We start from the raw sequence: 15,389 nt of genomic DNA, 5'->3' as shown, positions 1-15,389 counted from the left end.
GCAACGACACCCGACCCACCCGACCAGCCACAACACCCTCCAACCACACGATGTTGCAACCACCCCAAGAACCCAAGCCGTCTTCAATGCGCCCGATGGCCTCGGGATACGTCTGGTGTGGTCAGGACGGCCTCCGGTAGCGTGCGGTACGGCTGGATCATGACTTTGACCTTGCCGATCCGTCCACTGTGGTCCCGCACGAGGAACTCCCCCGCTCGAGCACGTCGCTCTTCCTCGCCGCCGGCCGGGTTGAGCGGCGAGAGGTCCTTGGTGACGATCTCGTGGTAGCGGGCGTCGGCGGGGTCGACGCCGAGCCAGGCCAGGCCGCTGCGGGCGAGCCCGTCGTCGCGGTGGCGGCCGAGGAACCGCACCGCAATCAGGCCGCGCAGGATGTCGTCGCCGAGGTCTTTTGGCGCGTGGGAGCCGAAGGCGGCGTCGGCGCCGTGTTTGCGGCCGTCGCGGACGAACTCCAGGGCGATTTGCTGGCCTTCGGGAGTGCCGGTGACGTTGTAGGCCTCGTCGCAGATGAACTCGCCCCACCGGCCCGGGGTGAAGCAGATTTCCTTGGCGATGGCGGCGATGAGCAGGTGGAAGGCACGGCCGAAGAGCTTGCGCAGCGGGATCCGGGCGGCCATCCGCTCGTTGCTCATCTCCAACGCACTCGGCAGCGGGATCTCGTTGGTACAGAACACCACCATGTCCGCACCGAAGAGGTCGACCGGAGAGAGGTCGGGGTCGAAGATCGGGCGGGTGATCGGGTCGCGCCGCAGCCGCTCGAGCCGATCCGCCAGCGCGCGGGCCGCCGGGTCACTGGCGCCCTGCTTCCGCAGTGTATCGACAAGTCGGTTGCTGGACGCCTCCGCGTGTCCGCTGACCTCGTCGAGGCCGCGGCCGAGAGCGTCCCGCTCGGCCGAATTGGATTCCAGATCGAGCCACGAGGCAAAGAACGTCTCCGCTATGCCCGTACTCGATCTGGCGGTGCGGTGGAAGACGCGCAGCGGGTCACAGGAGTGCCGCAGCTCCGCCGCGGCGGGCCGGTCGTCGAGGCTGGGGTCGATGATGTCGACGATCTGCGCGTTCCCCCGCAGCGCCGCCGCGACGGGCGCCCATTCACGGCTGCGGGTCCGATCGATGACGATCACCCGCCCATCGAGCATCAGCCGCACGACCGCGGCGACGTTCTTCAGGATCACCGACTTGCCGACACCGAGCTCGCCGATGACCGCGATCCCGCCGGAGGAGTCGTGCGTCGGTCCGTAGGTGGGGTCGAGCAGGAACGGGGTGATGGCGCCGCCGTCGACGGTCAGCCCGAACAGCGCCCCGGTGGGGTCGCCGAAGTCGGTGGCTGACACGGGCAGCAGCATGGCGGCGTCGGTGGCGAGGAGGTTCTGGCTGCACTCGCGCACCACCATCGGCGTCCGGCTCCCGGGCAGCAGCGCCTGGTAGAGCTGCCGCTGCCCGCCGAGCGGCCGTTCCCATCGGTACTCCCCGCCCAGGAACGCCTGCCGCAGCGCCTTTGCGCGGGCGTCGGCGTCGCGCGCGGTGGAGCCCCAGACGCAGGCGACGACGCCGACTTCGAGGTCGATCTCGGTGGAGCTGGCGCCGAGGCGGGCGTTCTTGTGCTGGATCTCCTCCTGCGCCGAGCTCACGTCCGCCGGGACGCCGGCGGTGTCGCCGGCGTGCTCCTCGTCCTGGCTCATCAGATCCCGGGTCCGGCGCCGGTTGGCCGCGCGGGCGTCCTCGTTCGAGCGGGCGGTGATCCGTAGCGCGTAGTCGACGCCGAACCCGATGTCGGCCAGCCGGGCCAGGATCTCGTGCCCGGGGAAGGTGAACGCCCGCGGCATCTCGGCCAGCACGAGGAAGGCCTGGTAGCTGGCGACCGCGCCGTCGTCGCCCGGAGTCACGCATTTGAGGAACCGGCGGTTCAAAAGTCCCAACGGTCCCCAGCCCTGGCGTTCCTGTGGCGGGTCGGTGCGGCCGCCTTCATCGAACACGCAGCTGCGCAGCGTTGTCAGCCGGGCGCGGCCGCTCCCCCGTCGCGTCGCGAGGCCGGTGTTGTGGACGGCGTCGGTCCGGTCAAGCTGCGGCTCGTTGACCCCGCGGACCGAGGCGCGACAGAGCCACCACAGCAGCTCCGCCTCTGTCGTCGGCCGGAACGGGACCGCGCCGCCGAGCTCCTGGGCCGCCACCCGCGCCCGCTCCCGTCCCGCCGCCACCGCAGCAGCTGATGCGGGCCGGGCAGGCACGCCGAGCAGCTCTCCGAGTGCTGCGGTCGTCGCGCGCGCGGTCGCCTGGGCGGCTTCTTTCCAGCCATGGCCGGCGAGGGGCTTTGCAAGCCAGAAGCTGCGACCGAGGACGTCGAGGGTGTCGAGCTGGTCCCAGGCGTTGTGGACGGTCTCCGCCCAGTGCGGGTTCGCGTCCAGATCGATCCGGTCCAGGCAGCGCCGGACGATCGCGTGGGCCTCGACCTGCTCGCACAGCGACGCGATCATCACCTCACCGCGCAACGACTTCATCAGCGTCACAGTGCGGTCGTACAGCTCGCGCAGCTGGCGGCCGGTGGAGCGGGCGCTCTCGTGCGGCAGCACTCGCCACACTGCCCACACCGAGCCGTCGACACAGAACAGCAGGTTGCCCGCCACATCGGTCACCGGGGAATCCATCACCGCTCCCGCGCCTGGGCCAGCACCTGCTGCAGCGACGAGACCGGCGCCGCCAGTTCCTCGACCTCGTCGCGGAGGTGCAGGTACAGCCAGCTGCGGCTGCGCTGTGGCCGCGCGGGCCGATACGAACGACGGCCCAGGATCCCCGCCGAGGGCGCGAGCAGGTGCGCGCTCAGGCCGGCGAGCCAACCGAGCGGAGTCCGGGACTCGATCCGGGCGCGCCGGAGGAAGACCGCCGACAGCGGCAGACCCCATCGAGCTGGGCCGAGCCAGTCCAGCAGGGGCAGCTTCCACACCACGACCAGCAGGATCAGGAACAGCGTGCCCTGGGTCAGGGTGTACGGACCGCCGGGCAGATAGCCGCCGTCGCGGCCGAGCATCCGCCCGAACATCCGCGGAAACCGCCGCGACCGGGTATACGACCGGCCGACGAGGACATCGTCGCGGCTCTTCGGCGCGGTCAATTGGTGAACCAGGCGCCGAACATGCCGGCGACCGCGTCGAGGTTGAGCAGGATGCCGAGGAAGATCGCCGCGATCACGCCGTACTTGATCGCCCGGGTGAAATTCCCTCGGGTGCCGACCAGCAGGCCGATTCCGCCGACGATCGCCGCTAGCAGGATCAGCCGCCGGACGGACTGGTCACCCCAGGCCAGGTTGGTGTCGATCCAAGACTTCACATCGGCGGCCAGCACGATCATCGGACTTCTCCCATTGCCTACCGGCCCGCCATCAGCGGCGCCGGATCGATGCGGTTGATCTCCCACCGGCCAGCCCGCGCGACCAGGGTCAGCGCGTAGTCGACCGGCGTGCTCTGCCCGGTGGCATCCCATCCCCAGGCATGGACGAAGCTGTGGACGACCGTTCCGTCGACCGGCCTCGCCGCTTGGCCCGGCTCGAACTTCTCGTGCGTGCGCACCTCGGTCACCTGCACCGCCGCATACGGCACCGGACGCGGCAAGGCAACGCTTGCCCCAGGGCTGACGAACCGGTCGAGCTGGCCTTGCCCCGCCAGGTACGCGGCCAGAAATCCCGTGACCGACTGCCCGACAGGCCCGCCCGGATCAGCGACCTCGTCGTAAACCAGCTGGACGGCGCCACTGGTGCCCGGGCACGCCACGACCGCGGGCAGCGCGGTGGCGACGTAGGCAGCGTCGGTACCGCTCATCGCCACCTGGGCGCACAGCAGGGTGGCCGCGCGTTTGCCGTCTGGCTGCAGCACCAGCACGTCGGCGACCACCACGACCGACCACACCCCCGACACCGGCGAGACCGCCGAGATCACCCCGGTATCGACCGGCACCTGCGTCCCGACGGCACGCTGCGACTTCATCCCGGGCGGGTAGAAGGTTTCGAGATCCGCAGGGTCGTCTCGGGTCGCCGAGAGCCAGGAGCGCACGTACATCTCCGCCCAGCCCTGCGGCGAGGTGGAGGGCGCGGGTGCGCCGCCGTCCCGCATCGACGGCGCACCCGCTGGCTGGAGAACGATCAGCCCGGCGATCGTCAGCAGCGGGCTCGCCAGCACGGCCAACCACGCCACCCACCGGCCGACCCGGTGAGTCGCGCCCCGCAGCGCCGGCTCGACGTCCGTGTCGGGCAGCAGTTTGACCAGCGAGCTGCTGCCCGCGCCCCCACGGTCCCGACGAACGATCACGACTCGACCTCCCTGTGCTTGGCGTGCGGGCTCCTACTCGGAGGCACGCAGGTCGGCCAGCCCGTGTGATTCAGCCGGCCCAGGGCAGGTCACGGCTCGGAAACTCCGTTGCAGCCTCCGCCAGCTGCTCGAGCGCCCGACGGCGATGCCGGGTGATCGTGGGCTGACTCAGCCCGATCAGCGCACCGACCTGCCGATCCGTGGCAACGCCGTCCCGGCCGACTGGACCATCGAAGTAACGAGTGGTCAGAATGGTGGCGGAGTGCTCGTCGAGCCGCTCCTCCTCCACCGCCCAGGCCAGAAGTCCGAGCAGCTCTTCCGACGCGTCCGGCTCGGCCGGCACGTCCACCAAAGGCCGGTACGCCTCGTCGTCGATGCTGACGACGTCCGCGGCGGCCTGGCCGTGATCGACGCCGAAGTCCCGCTGCGCGGCCCGCTGGGTCTCGCGCACCAGGTTCGCCGCGACATGGTGCCGCCGTCGAAGCGGATAGCAGCGGGTCTGCTCCCACAGGTGCCCGATCACCGAGGCCTGAACATCACGGCTGTCTTCTACCGCGGAGGCCCCTCCGCCGGTTACGCCGCGCCGGCAACCGACTGTGCCACCCGCAGCACGCACCGCCCGAACGACTCGACCGGCGATACCGGGCACGGCAGCCAGCATCGCGTTGACCACAATTTCGGTCGCCACGACGCCGCTGCTTCCTGTCGCCGCGGCCCGGACGAGAAGCGAGTGGAGTATTTCGTCGTGTCGCTCGTAGTCGCGTGTAGCCAGGACAGTCACGAGGTCATCATGGGACCCGACATCGGAAAGTGCAGAGTCCTCGGCGGACCAGTCGTGAAGGGCGTGGTCGAACCGCTTGACCGCACAAGTCCGGCCAAACTCCTTCTGCAACATGGTCAACGGGCTGTTCTCGATGGATCGGCTGTTCATCGCCAGCTCCCTCGCTCGGATAACAAGATCGGAGTCAGCGTCTGAACGACCGTTCGCCCTGTTCCTGGCCCGCGACCTTGCCCTGGCCTCGGGGCAAGCCGAAATTCACCCGGATGGGTAGCTGCGCCCCGCGCCCCGCGGAGCTGCGCGACGTAACCGCGCTCGTGAGTTGCGAACGCTCCACGACGTTCGAGGACGGTCTCTAGGGCGTGAGGAACGAGCCCCTCAAGAGCGTCACGAGCAGCCCGGACCTGCCGCGGACGATTGGTTGCGGACGCTCCTTCGACGGCGGAATAGCCGAATATTCGAGCTCTCGGTGTCGTTTTCTGTTAACACAGCCACCGCTACCCGCGACATCTCGTGGACCACTGCGCCGCCGCGACGGATGGCGTGGTTCGCGTCATCGCGATCGAAGGGGGCGAGGCTCGTGGGCATCGGCAAGCGGCTTGCACGGAAAGCAGTGCGTCGCGCGGTTCCCCGCAGCGTCCGGCGTGCCGCTCACCCGGTCAGAACGGTCAAACACGCCGTAACACCGCGCCCCGTGCGCCAGGTGAGCCGAGCGATATACACCGTCACCAACCCTCTGGGCGCGGCCGAGAACGCGCTCCTCAACAGCGTCACCAGCTCGCGAAGCCGTGGCCGCCGGACGACCAGCAGCAGCCGCGGCCGCAGCACCCGCCCGTCAACCTCTCGAGCGACCCCGGCGACGCCCGCCGTCAGCGCAACGGACGTCAGGGCAGCCGAAGGCGCGGCGGCCCACCGCCACCTCGCCGAATTGATGGCCGTGCAGCGTGAACGCTTCGCGCCAGTCCAGCGGCCGATGATCCCGGTACCCCCTCCGATCGATCCGGCCGTCATCGAGCAACAGGAGTGGGCGAAGATCAAGCACGAAGCCCGCCCGTGGCAACGTGCCCGCCGCCGAGAGCTACGACAGGAGGCTGCGAACCGCGCCCGCCAGCAGGCCACAGAACTCAACACCCGCGCTCGCGAACACCACCGCATTCAGCAGGCACAGGCCGACGCCTGGTGGGCGGCGTTGCAGCGAGGAGACGCTCAAGTACTTCGCGCCGCGCTGGACGCCGCCTTCGCGGACAACCCCGCGCCAGTCATGGTCACCCACGCCGACCGGCAGCATGCAAACCTGGTCGTCCTTCTCCCGGGACTCGAGGTCCTTCCGCCGAAGAAGGCACACATGACTCCGACCGGACGACTGTCGAGCAAAGCATGGACCAAGACCGAGCTCAACGACGTCTACGCCGACCTCCTGGGCGCACACCTCCTCGCGACTGTCCGGGAAGCCTGGGCCACCGGTCCCTCGCTCACCCACCTCAAGGTCACCGGCATCCGCCGAGGCCCCGGCAATGCCGACGAGCGTCTGTTCACCGTCGAGGTCGATCGAGTCGGCACGGCATGGCAGGACGACCACGCCGGAGCGACCGTGCTCCAGATTGCACCGCACGGCCTCAACCGGGTCGGCAGGACGCGCGAGGTCCGCGCCTGGTCCGACGGCACCGCCACGTGAACAGAACGTGCTCCACGCGTGCAGCAAACGCCCCAGTCTCGCAGCACCTGTCAGTCTTGCAGGCAAGGCCGCTTGGATCGCACGCGAAGGAGTCAGGTGCAGTGCGCTCTACCTGACCACCGATCTGCCAACACAGCTGCTCGAGTAGCCTGGATCTTGCCTTCGCGCTTCATCGCGGCATCCTCACTGCGCGCCCCCACGGTAGAAGTCAAGGCGGTCATTTCGCTTTGTTCGCCGTGAAGGTGCCCGCCTCGACGGACAAACCATTCTCGACGAAATCAGCTGGACCTGCTCCGGCTTCCCCACGGCCCAGGAGTACCGCCGGACGGAGCCTTCGTGCGTTCACCCGGGCCGTCCGGTCGAGTGCGGCCGAGGTCGTTGGCAGTACCGACGAACACCGGCCAGTACATGTCCACTGTGTCCTCATCGGGCGAGCGTTCGAGCTTGCGCTGCGCGTTGGGGTGCACCAGGTTGCGAAAGTCACGCACCGCGCTGGCGATGCGGTAGGCGTCCGTGTCTATCCACTTGAGACGGTGCGCCACATAGATCAACGACTGGAGCGGAAGCTTGTCAGCCCGATTGGCCGAGCGGATGTTCTCGGCCTTCGCTTCCGGCTCGTCCCAGATGGACTCGGGGATCGTCCGGTTCTCCGCGGCGTCGAGTAGCAGACCCTCGAGCAAGCTGCCCAGAAGGATCATCGCCGCCAGGTGGCAGCCGTTCGCACGGCACTTCTCGACCTCGATCACACGCTGTTCGAGGACGGCTACCAGTCGCTGATCGGTGACGATCTCGCTGATCGAGTACTGCAGCTTCTGCCGGCTGATGTCCACCGGCAAGTCTCGTGCCGCTGCGCGCCCGGTGCGCACGACCGGGCGCAGATCGGCGTCGAGCTCGACGTGCAGGTTCTCGACCTCCAAGAGGTAGTTGAGGGCTTCGAGAACTTCGTCGGCGGACTCCCAGTCCTGCTGGTATTCGCGGGGATCGGCCATCCGCTTCAGAACCTGTTCGATCGCGGCGGCGTCATCGCGCCGGCCCAGCAGCTGAGCGATCGTCCACGCCTTCCGGCTCTCTCCGTCGTAGCCGCCGACATCCCAGCCAGCGCGTCGGAAGAAGTCGACGAGGCCCTTCACGCTTCGGTAGTACTGCTTGCCGTCCGCGCAGATGAGCTCCGCGACCGCGACCAAGGTCTGTTCGTCGATCGGTTCCACGATCACTCCTCGCCCGATTCGATGCCGTGTTGGCCCAGGGTCTGCCAGACGACGGCCAGTGCCTCGTCCGGGTTCAGGATGAACTGGCTGTGGGCGACCCGGCAGAACGGCCAGCCCGCTCGCCGCAGTTCGCGCAGAGCCTCGTCGTCCATCCGGCGACGTTCGGCCGGAAGCCCGGTGTGTTCATCGCACATCACAGCAACGGACATGTCCCGCCCGCGCACGACGATGTCGAGCTGACGCCCGCCGATGTCAACCTGGACGTCGGCGTCGTAACCATGGGTCCGGATGCGCAGGTACACCTGCTGCACGAACAGCGATCTGAACGGATCGACACGCCGTGCGGTCGGGATCCGATCGGGATCAACATCCCGACGCTCGGGGTCGTCCGGTTCACCGTAGGCGCTCAGCATGCGGTAACGGACGTCGTCGCTGGCCAGCTCAGGGCCTAGAGAGGTGATGAGCCAGAGCTGGTCCCTCGCCCGGCTGACGGCGACGTTCAGATACTGCTCATACCGCAGGTTGCTGCGAATGGCATTCGTCCGCCCGGCGGCCACGGTCGCGACGAGCATGACGTCCCGTTCGTCCCCCTGGAAGTTCTTGGCATCACCGACCCGGATGTCCCGGCCCTCGATCTCCGACGCCGCGATCCGCTTCCCAAGGATGCCACGGATCATCTCGACCTGGCGGGCGCTCTGCAGAGCGATGATCCCGAATGTCTTGTTCTTGTAAGCCGGATCTTTCAGGCAGTCGTGCAGGATGTCGACGACGCGCTCGGCCTCTGGGCGGTTGGTCAGGTTCTCCGACGATCCGGTGGTGCGCCCATTGGTGACGACCTCGATCCGAACCGGCTGCAGACGGTCGGCGCCGTGCGGCCGCAGGGGCACCAGCTGGCCGTCGTAGAACTGCTGCGAAGGCCAGGCGATGATCTCCGGCATGCACCGGAAATGCTCTCGCAGCCGGATGACGGCCGGGAAGGCGCTGCTGAGGATGTTGTAGAGATTGCCATTCGGCAGCAGCATCTCGCGCACGTGCGGGGGCAAGTCCGGGAAGTCGGCCCGCAAGCGCTCGGTGACCCCGTCCAGGAGCCGCGGGCTGTTGAACGGCGTGCACTGCTTATCGTCACCGACCACGATGACGCGCGGCGCGAGCCACAGCAGGAACAACGCGGTCGGTTCGGCTTGGCTCGCTTCGTCGACGATGACGACGTCGAAGCTGTTGGCCTCCGCGGGCAGCATTTCCGCGACCTGACCGATGGTCATCACCCAGGCCGGCACAGCCTCCTTGGCGGCGTGCATCGCCGATCGCGCGGACTTCCGGTGTTGCCCGGCATGGCCGCCCTTGCCGTGCTGACGCTTCGAGAAGAACTCGAAGGACTTCAGCCCGCGCTTCGCACCTTCGCTCATCCCCTGCAGGCAGTGCGCCCAGGCCTTGGCCGTCGCGAGTTCGGCGGTGGTGGTGAGCAGCTGGGCCTTGGCGTCGGCCAGGTCGGTCTCCCGCTGGGCGTCGAGACCCGGCTGGTGCCGGACGCGCAGGAACCGGTCGGCGACCGCCCACGCCCACGCCTGGTCGACCGCCGGTAGCCGCTCGGCCCATCCGTCGTCGTGCGCAGTCGTCTCCAGCGACGTCAGGAGCCGGCCGTGTCCTTCCGCCAGCGGGGTGCGCAGCCTCAGCAACCGCTGGTGAGCCTCAACGGTCCAGCGCGCTCTTTCGACCGCGGCGACGGCGACGCCGAAGCCCCGGACGTCCCGGCGATTCAGAGCTTCCGAGAGGTCCCGCAGCTCCGGCGCCGCATCGGGCAACGCGGCAGTGTCGGCCAACCAGGTGCTCACCTGCGCGAGGTGTACCTCGCGTGGGGCAGTCTCGATGCGGTGCCAGGAGAGAGCTGTCGCGTCCCGGAAGGCGAGCCACTGTTCGTGCGTTGTCAAAACCGTCAGAATGCCGTGCTTGCCGAGCGCAGTGCGCAGCTCGAAGGTGAGTTGGCCGAGCTCCCGCAGAACGGAGAGGGCACCTTCGGCTTCGGCGAGCCAACGGAGGCGGTCCGTGGCACGGGTGGCTGGATCCGGGATCGCCGCGACGAAGCTCCACGCGTGCTCGACCTCGGTGAGCGTCACCACGATGTCCAGCACGTCATGGACGGCGGCAGCGCCTTCTTCGGTCCACGGCTCACGGTGCCGGTACGCGCACCGCTCCCGCACCGCCTGTGTCTCGCGGCCGAGGCTGGTCAGCCGGCGGAACCAGGGAGTGCGCACAGCTCGGTGGTTCCGCAGTCCGTCGAGCAGTGCCGCTGCCTGGTCACGGAGGTCCCGAAGCGCAGGCTGGTCGTACTCGGGGAACTGGACGTCTCTCAGCAACGGGTTCCGAGACCGCGTCGAGAGCGTTTCCGCCACGGGCGGCCTCGCCGTGACGTCTTGCCACGCACTCAAGTTGGTGCCGGCGAGCAGGTCGCCGACGGCGCTCGCGAGCCATCGCTGGCTTTCCGAGCCGGCGATACGCTGGTGCAGGTGCCGAACGATCTCGGCCACTCGTTCGAGGGAGCTGAGCCACCGCTCGAGTTCGGCGGGGTCCACGCGGCCGCAGCGGTCCGCCAGATCACGCGCCTCGTCTCCGACGTCAGGCGGTATCAGGTCCGGGATGAGCTGTGCGGCTTGCTTGACCGCGTCGACCTCCTCGGACGGCGGGAGGAACTCGGCCGCGCGGACTGGGCCGTCCGGATGCGCCTGGACCAAGACGTGCAGTTCAGCCAGTTCCGAGGAGGTCAGCGGGCAGTGCACGGGCGCGTCCGCGTCCAGTGGCGGGAACCATTCGAAGCCGGCGCGCCGCTCTTGAACCAGTGCGGCGATTTCAGCCAGCCGCCCGCCGTACCCGTCGGCGACGGGTGGATGTTCGACGTGCTCGGATTCGCGCAGGTCCGCGAGGGCGGCTTCTGCGTCGGCCACCCGTTGCCGAGCCACGGTCCAGCGGTCCTGGGCCGCGTCGACGCGCTCGCGAGCTTGGACGGCATCGGTGCCGTTGACGTACTCCGACATCGCGCGGACGCTCGCTTCCAGGTCGCCCGCCCGGCCGTCCTTGGCACCGGCGAGGGAGACACACAGGTTCTGCATGTCCGAGGGCAGCATCCCGCGGAGCACGCGAAGTGGCTGCTCACGCTGGCTGACGACAAGTACCCGCATCCCCTCGGCCAGCATCGCTGTCAAGAAGTTCGCGATGGTGTGGGTCTTGCCGGTTCCCGGCGGTCCCTGGACGACAGCACCGTTGTCCTGTCGCACCCGGTCGAGGACCAGCCGCTGCTGCCGATTGTGTTCCCGGGAGAAGAGCGGGTCGGCGCTGAGCCTCTTGGCCGTCTCGGCCGCGGCCGCAAGCCACGCCTCCTGCTCGGCCGGTGTCAGGTCGCGGAGGATCTGGACCAAGGCCTGTGGCACCACGACCGCCGGATCGCGCAGCTTGTCTAGGACGTCGTCGAGGAAACCGGCGATACTGGAGCGGTCTCGCCGCCGGAGGACGATCGCCGGGGCCGTCGACACCGAAAGCCTCCCTGCGCGCTCGCCGTCCGGAGGCCGCGTCACGGCGTTGTACTGCAGCGAGTCCGGGAGCAGCCGCCGGCTCCACTCGGCGAGCCACTTCCCGGCTCCTTCATCGGTAGGCAGCAGATCGGAGTTCTCGACATCACCTCGGATGTCATCGACCCGGCCCAGCCGCTCCCCCAGCACCGGAACGAGGAACCTCCGGTCCTCCAGCACCAGGACCGCGTTCTCGTCGACGCCGATGGTCACCCCGGAGTAGCGTTCATCCATCCGGGCGAACAACCGCTTGACCAGCAGATGGCGGTTGACGCGCCGCCCTGCCTCGTCCGTGCCGGCAAGAAGGCCCGCGCAGAGGACGAGCTCGAATTCGTCATCCTGGTTGGCGAGTTTCTCGGCCACTTGGCGGAACTCCTCGTAGAGCTCCCGTCGTGGCCGCTCCGCCTCGATCTCGGCCAGCCAGGCGTTCCGCGCAGCCAGCGCCGCGCGATACGCCACGACGAGCGAGTCGTCTTCACCGGAAGTCTCCAGATGGTCGGCCAAGAGGGGCGGCACCTCGGGTTCCGGTGCTTCGTGGTCTATCCACTGGCCGGGCGCGACGTAGCCGGTCAGCTGCGACGGCAGTGCCGGAGGCGTCGGCAACGGCACTTGGTCGACGGCGAGGAACCCGCCATCGGAACCCGGCTGCGCCCGGAGCACCACGCTGCCGGGCAGGTCCGTCAGCCACCAGGTCCGTTCGAAGTTTTCGAGATCGCAGGTGTCGGCCTTGGTCGTGACCGCCATGTCGCGGAGGTACTCCACCAGCTTGGTCGCCTCACGGCGGACGTTTGGGTCATTCGGACGCATCCAGTCCCCATCGCCACACCCGTCCCCTCTCGACGGGCAGTAAGACAGAATCCGACAGCCCCGCGGCCAGATCAAGCCAAGATCGGAAATGGCCCCGGAATGTACCAGCGACTTGCACGATCGGAGGCCGGGTCACGCTCCGAACCACCGCACCGGACGACTCGCGCGCGGCGAAACTGAAATGCCCAGGCGCGCGAGTTACGGTTGCCCGGTGTTGGTAACTCCGCGTCCAGGTAGCGACCGCAAGAATCTGCTCGTGCTTCTGCGAAGCCTGCGCGACCAAGTAGCCAATCTGGAGGGCGGCGGCGTCAACGGAACCGGCTTTGACAGGCTGCTGGCGTATCTCAACTGGGCGGCGAACGCGGCAGGCGCGCTCGGCAATCAGGTGAGCGAGGCCGACCTAGCCCGCCTCGTCCTCACCAAGCGGTACGAGCAACTGCTCAGCGGCGTCGGCACGCTGGCGGGCACAGACACGGTCACCGTCGTGAATCTGCTCGTCTCCCTGGAGCTACGGGAACGCGTCGTTGCGTTCAACCAGGCGGTCGCGGCGCTTCAGCAGATCATCGACCGCTGGTCGAGCACGGACTTGTGCGTCGTTGCGGACAGCAGCTTCTACATCCACCACCCGGTGAAACTCAAGGACATCGACTTGACGGAGGTCGTGGATTTCGATCGCGGCTACGTTCGACTGCTGGTGCCGATGGTGGTCATCGACGAACTGGACGGGCTGAAGGAGAGCAAGAACAAGCACGTGCGGTGGCGCGCCGCGCACACCCTTGGCGTCCTCGACGAGCTCTTCCGGGACGGCGCACCTTCGGCGAAGCTCCGCGCGACTCGCGTCGAGATCCTGTTCGATCCCCCGGGGCACAGCAGACTGGCGATCAACGACGACGAGATCGTCGACCGGGCCGTCTCAGCTCAGGCACTGGCCTACCAGCCGGCGATCGGGCGAAAGGTAGTCCTCCTGACCTATGACACCGGTCAAGCGAGCCGGGCGCGCAGAGCCGATCTGGACGTGCTGAAGCTGAACCAGCCTCCGGAAGAAGAACCCGCGGCCACCGCCTGACGACACGCCGGAGGTTCATTTTCGCGCATTGATTACTGCCTTTGAGTAGAGTGCGGCCCATGAGTGACGAAGACGACGTCCTCACGGCCCTCCGACGCCGCAGCGTGCTCGACGGGATCGCGTGGGCACACCGGTCGGCGTACGGCCAGCTGCGCGAGGACTACAACCCGGCGGGCGGACACAAGCAGTCCTGGATCGGGTTCAACGCCCACGTCTACCTCATCGACCGGCTCGACCGCGTCTTCCAGTGCAGCGACTTCGCCGTCCCGCCCGGCCAGGACTCCGTCGGGCGTGATGTGCTCGCCGAGGGCATCGCCGACCGGGACTCGCGAACCATGCCACTGCTGCCAGCCGGCACGGTGGTCCGCCGAGACCTCAACGGCTCACCCGGCTGGTCCGTCGCCGGGTGGCGGTGGCTGCTCGCATCCTACGAGTTCGGCCAGGTCGCCAAGATCGCCTGGACCGAACGCAGCGAGACCAAGCAGCTGGTCGCGAAGCAACCCCACGCCGAAGAAGACGGCGGGCTCTTCCCCCTCTCCAGCCTGCCGGGCCTCCCGCCGCTCGGCGAGCTGCCCGACAAACAGCGAGAACTCCGGCGAACCCTGGTGCTCGCCCACGCCATGGACCCCACGACGGCCGAAGTCGAGCTGTTCTTCGGCCGGATCCGCTGGAACCTCGACCATGGCGACGCCTGGGTCTGGCGCACCGGGTTGACGGCTGGGAACGGTCCAAGCGGCGGAACCTCAACGCCCAGGCAGCCGTCGAGCCCTGCTGAGCCGAGCGGTGACGCCGTGGCGGACGCCGACGTGCGTGTCCGTCGCCGGGCGCGCGACCACGACGGTCCGCGTGCTATTGGTGAGGCATGAGTGATCGGCTGGGTGACGTCGCCACCTTCTTCGACGGTGGCCGGCTGACTTTGGCGCGCCAGCTGGCGGGCCTGCGCAAGAACGGTCTGGCGGACCGCATCCACAAGACACCGACCGCCGTCGCGGCCTACGAGAGCGGGCTCAAGCGCCCTGCCGCGGCGACGGTCGCCGCGATGGCCTTGGCGCTCGACGTGAGCCCGGACTTCTTTATCACGCGCGCGCACGAACTGCCCACCGCGACGACCGCGCCGCACTTCCGGTCGCTGCGGTCCACCAGCCAGATCTCCCGGGATCAGGCCCACGCGTACGGGTGCATGGCCGTCGACGTCGCAACGACGATCGAACGCCACGCGGAGTTCCCCGAGCGGAACCTGCCCAGCCATCCGGTCGCCGTCGATGCCCCGGCGAGCGATGCGCCGGAAGAAGCCGCGCGGCTGCTCCGGAAGCAGTGGAACCTGCCAGCGGGACCGGTCGGGCATCAGGTCAGGCTGGCGGAGAACCACGGATGCCTCGTGGTGTTCAGCCCGCCGGGCAACGCGAGCGTCGATGCGTACTCTTTCGACACACCGCTGCGGCCGATCATCATCCTCAACCCGGCGAAGGACGACTACTACCGCCAGCGGTTCGACGTCGCCCACGAGCTCGGCCACCTCGTTATGCACCTCGACGCCGAACCGGGCAGCCGCGCGGTCGAGGATCAGGCACACCGGTTCGCCGCCGAGTTCCTCACGCCGGCGGAGGAGATCGCGGACCAGCTGCCCGCGAATGCGGACTGGCGCCGACTCGGCCAGCTCAAGCAGCAGTGGAACGTCAGCCTCCAAGCATTGCTGTACCGGGCACGCAGCCTCAAGGTGATGAGCGACGTCACCTACCGAAACGCCATGACCACTGTGTCCAACCGTGGCTGGCGACGCCGCGAGCCGGGCCCGATGCCACTTCTGGAGCAACCTTCGCTGCTACCCCGCGCCGTCGAACTCCTCAAGGCGGAGACCGCCGTCGATGAGCTCGCTCTGGCATCGGAATGCCAGGCTCCGCTAAGTCTCTTCCGGACGATCACCGCCCGAGCACCCCAGCCCGATCGAGGAGTCGAACCGCCATCCCGCAATTAGCAGA

Annotated in this window: 11 protein-coding genes; 4 read left to right on the top strand and 7 right to left on the bottom strand. The window is 68.5% G+C overall.

Annotated elements, in window-relative coordinates:
* Positions 1–83 precede the first annotated feature (83 nt).
* The 5 genes from Q5425_RS37240 to Q5425_RS37220 all read right to left on the bottom strand — a co-directional run bounded on the left by Q5425_RS37240 (position 84) and on the right by Q5425_RS37220 (position 5,247).
* Complete coding sequence (locus Q5425_RS37240; RefSeq protein ID WP_308677079.1) at positions 84–2,651, bottom strand: ATP-binding protein; 2,568 nt, start codon at positions 2,649–2,651, stop codon at positions 84–86.
* A gap of 11 nt (positions 2,652–2,662) precedes the next feature.
* A complete protein-coding gene (locus Q5425_RS37235) occupies positions 2,663–3,127 on the bottom strand; it encodes a hypothetical protein (protein ID WP_308677078.1) in 465 nt (154 codons plus the stop codon).
* Positions 3,124–3,363: a hypothetical protein gene (locus Q5425_RS37230; RefSeq protein ID WP_308677077.1), complete on the bottom strand. Its 240-nt coding sequence runs from the start codon at positions 3,361–3,363 to the stop codon at positions 3,124–3,126. The genes Q5425_RS37235 and Q5425_RS37230 overlap by 4 nt, the downstream gene beginning before the upstream one ends.
* Before the next feature lie 17 nt (positions 3,364–3,380).
* The gene (locus tag Q5425_RS37225) at positions 3,381–4,316 is read right to left on the bottom strand and encodes a conjugal transfer protein (RefSeq protein WP_308677076.1); all 936 of its coding nucleotides are present in this window, start codon (positions 4,314–4,316) and stop codon (positions 3,381–3,383) included.
* Positions 4,317–4,386: 70 nt separating this feature from the next.
* The gene (locus Q5425_RS37220) at positions 4,387–5,247 is read right to left on the bottom strand and encodes a hypothetical protein (RefSeq protein WP_308677075.1); all 861 of its coding nucleotides are present in this window, start codon (positions 5,245–5,247) and stop codon (positions 4,387–4,389) included.
* Between the two features lie 541 nt (positions 5,248–5,788).
* Between Q5425_RS37220 and Q5425_RS37215 the strand changes: the two genes are divergently transcribed.
* The gene (locus tag Q5425_RS37215) at positions 5,789–6,769 is read left to right on the top strand and encodes a hypothetical protein (protein ID WP_308677074.1); all 981 of its coding nucleotides are present in this window, start codon (positions 5,789–5,791) and stop codon (positions 6,767–6,769) included.
* Positions 6,770–7,047: 278 nt separating this feature from the next.
* On the opposite strand, the gene Q5425_RS37210 is transcribed toward Q5425_RS37215, so the two are convergent.
* Positions 7,048–7,977, bottom strand: a complete 930-nt coding sequence (locus Q5425_RS37210; protein ID WP_308677073.1) for a hypothetical protein — start codon at positions 7,975–7,977, stop codon at positions 7,048–7,050.
* Between the two features lie 2 nt (positions 7,978–7,979).
* A complete protein-coding gene (locus Q5425_RS37205) occupies positions 7,980–12,344 on the bottom strand; it encodes an AAA domain-containing protein (RefSeq protein ID WP_308677072.1) in 4,365 nt (1,454 codons plus the stop codon).
* A 256-nt stretch (positions 12,345–12,600) separates the two neighbouring features.
* On the opposite strand from Q5425_RS37205, the gene Q5425_RS37200 reads away from it, so the two are divergent.
* From Q5425_RS37200 to Q5425_RS37190, 3 genes are read left to right on the top strand one after another with little or no spacing between them, the layout of a single operon-like run.
* The gene (locus Q5425_RS37200) at positions 12,601–13,410 is read left to right on the top strand and encodes a PIN domain-containing protein (protein WP_308677071.1); all 810 of its coding nucleotides are present in this window, start codon (positions 12,601–12,603) and stop codon (positions 13,408–13,410) included.
* Between the two features lie 59 nt (positions 13,411–13,469).
* A complete protein-coding gene (locus tag Q5425_RS37195) occupies positions 13,470–14,276 on the top strand; it encodes a hypothetical protein (RefSeq protein ID WP_308677070.1) in 807 nt (268 codons plus the stop codon).
* On the top strand, positions 14,273–15,385 hold the full coding sequence (locus Q5425_RS37190; RefSeq protein WP_308677069.1) for an XRE family transcriptional regulator: 1,113 nt from the start codon (positions 14,273–14,275) through the stop codon (positions 15,383–15,385). Before Q5425_RS37195 ends, Q5425_RS37190 begins: the two co-directional genes overlap by 4 nt.
* The last annotated feature ends 4 nt before the right edge of the window (positions 15,386–15,389 follow it).

The sequence above is a fragment of the Amycolatopsis sp. A133 genome (genome assembly GCF_031082405.1).
Lineage (GTDB): Bacteria > Actinomycetota > Actinomycetes > Mycobacteriales > Pseudonocardiaceae > Amycolatopsis.
Note: the sequence above shows the minus strand (reverse complement) of the source record. Positions and strands in the feature narration are given on the sequence as shown.

Bases quoted from the DNA above. Each gene is read 5' to 3' on its own strand.
- Q5425_RS37230 (WP_308677077.1), bottom strand. From the start codon at position 3,363: ATGATCGTGCTGGCCGCCGATGTGAAGTCTTGGATCGACACCAACCTG.
- Q5425_RS37220 (WP_308677075.1), bottom strand. From the start codon at position 5,247: ATGAACAGCCGATCCATCGAGAACAGCCCGTTGACCATGTTGCAGAAG.
- Q5425_RS37205 (WP_308677072.1), bottom strand. From the start codon at position 12,344: ATGCGTCCGAATGACCCAAACGTCCGCCGTGAGGCGACCAAGCTGGTG.
- Q5425_RS37195 (WP_308677070.1), top strand. From the start codon at position 13,470: ATGAGTGACGAAGACGACGTCCTCACGGCCCTCCGACGCCGCAGCGTG.
- Q5425_RS37190 (WP_308677069.1), top strand. From the start codon at position 14,273: ATGAGTGATCGGCTGGGTGACGTCGCCACCTTCTTCGACGGTGGCCGG.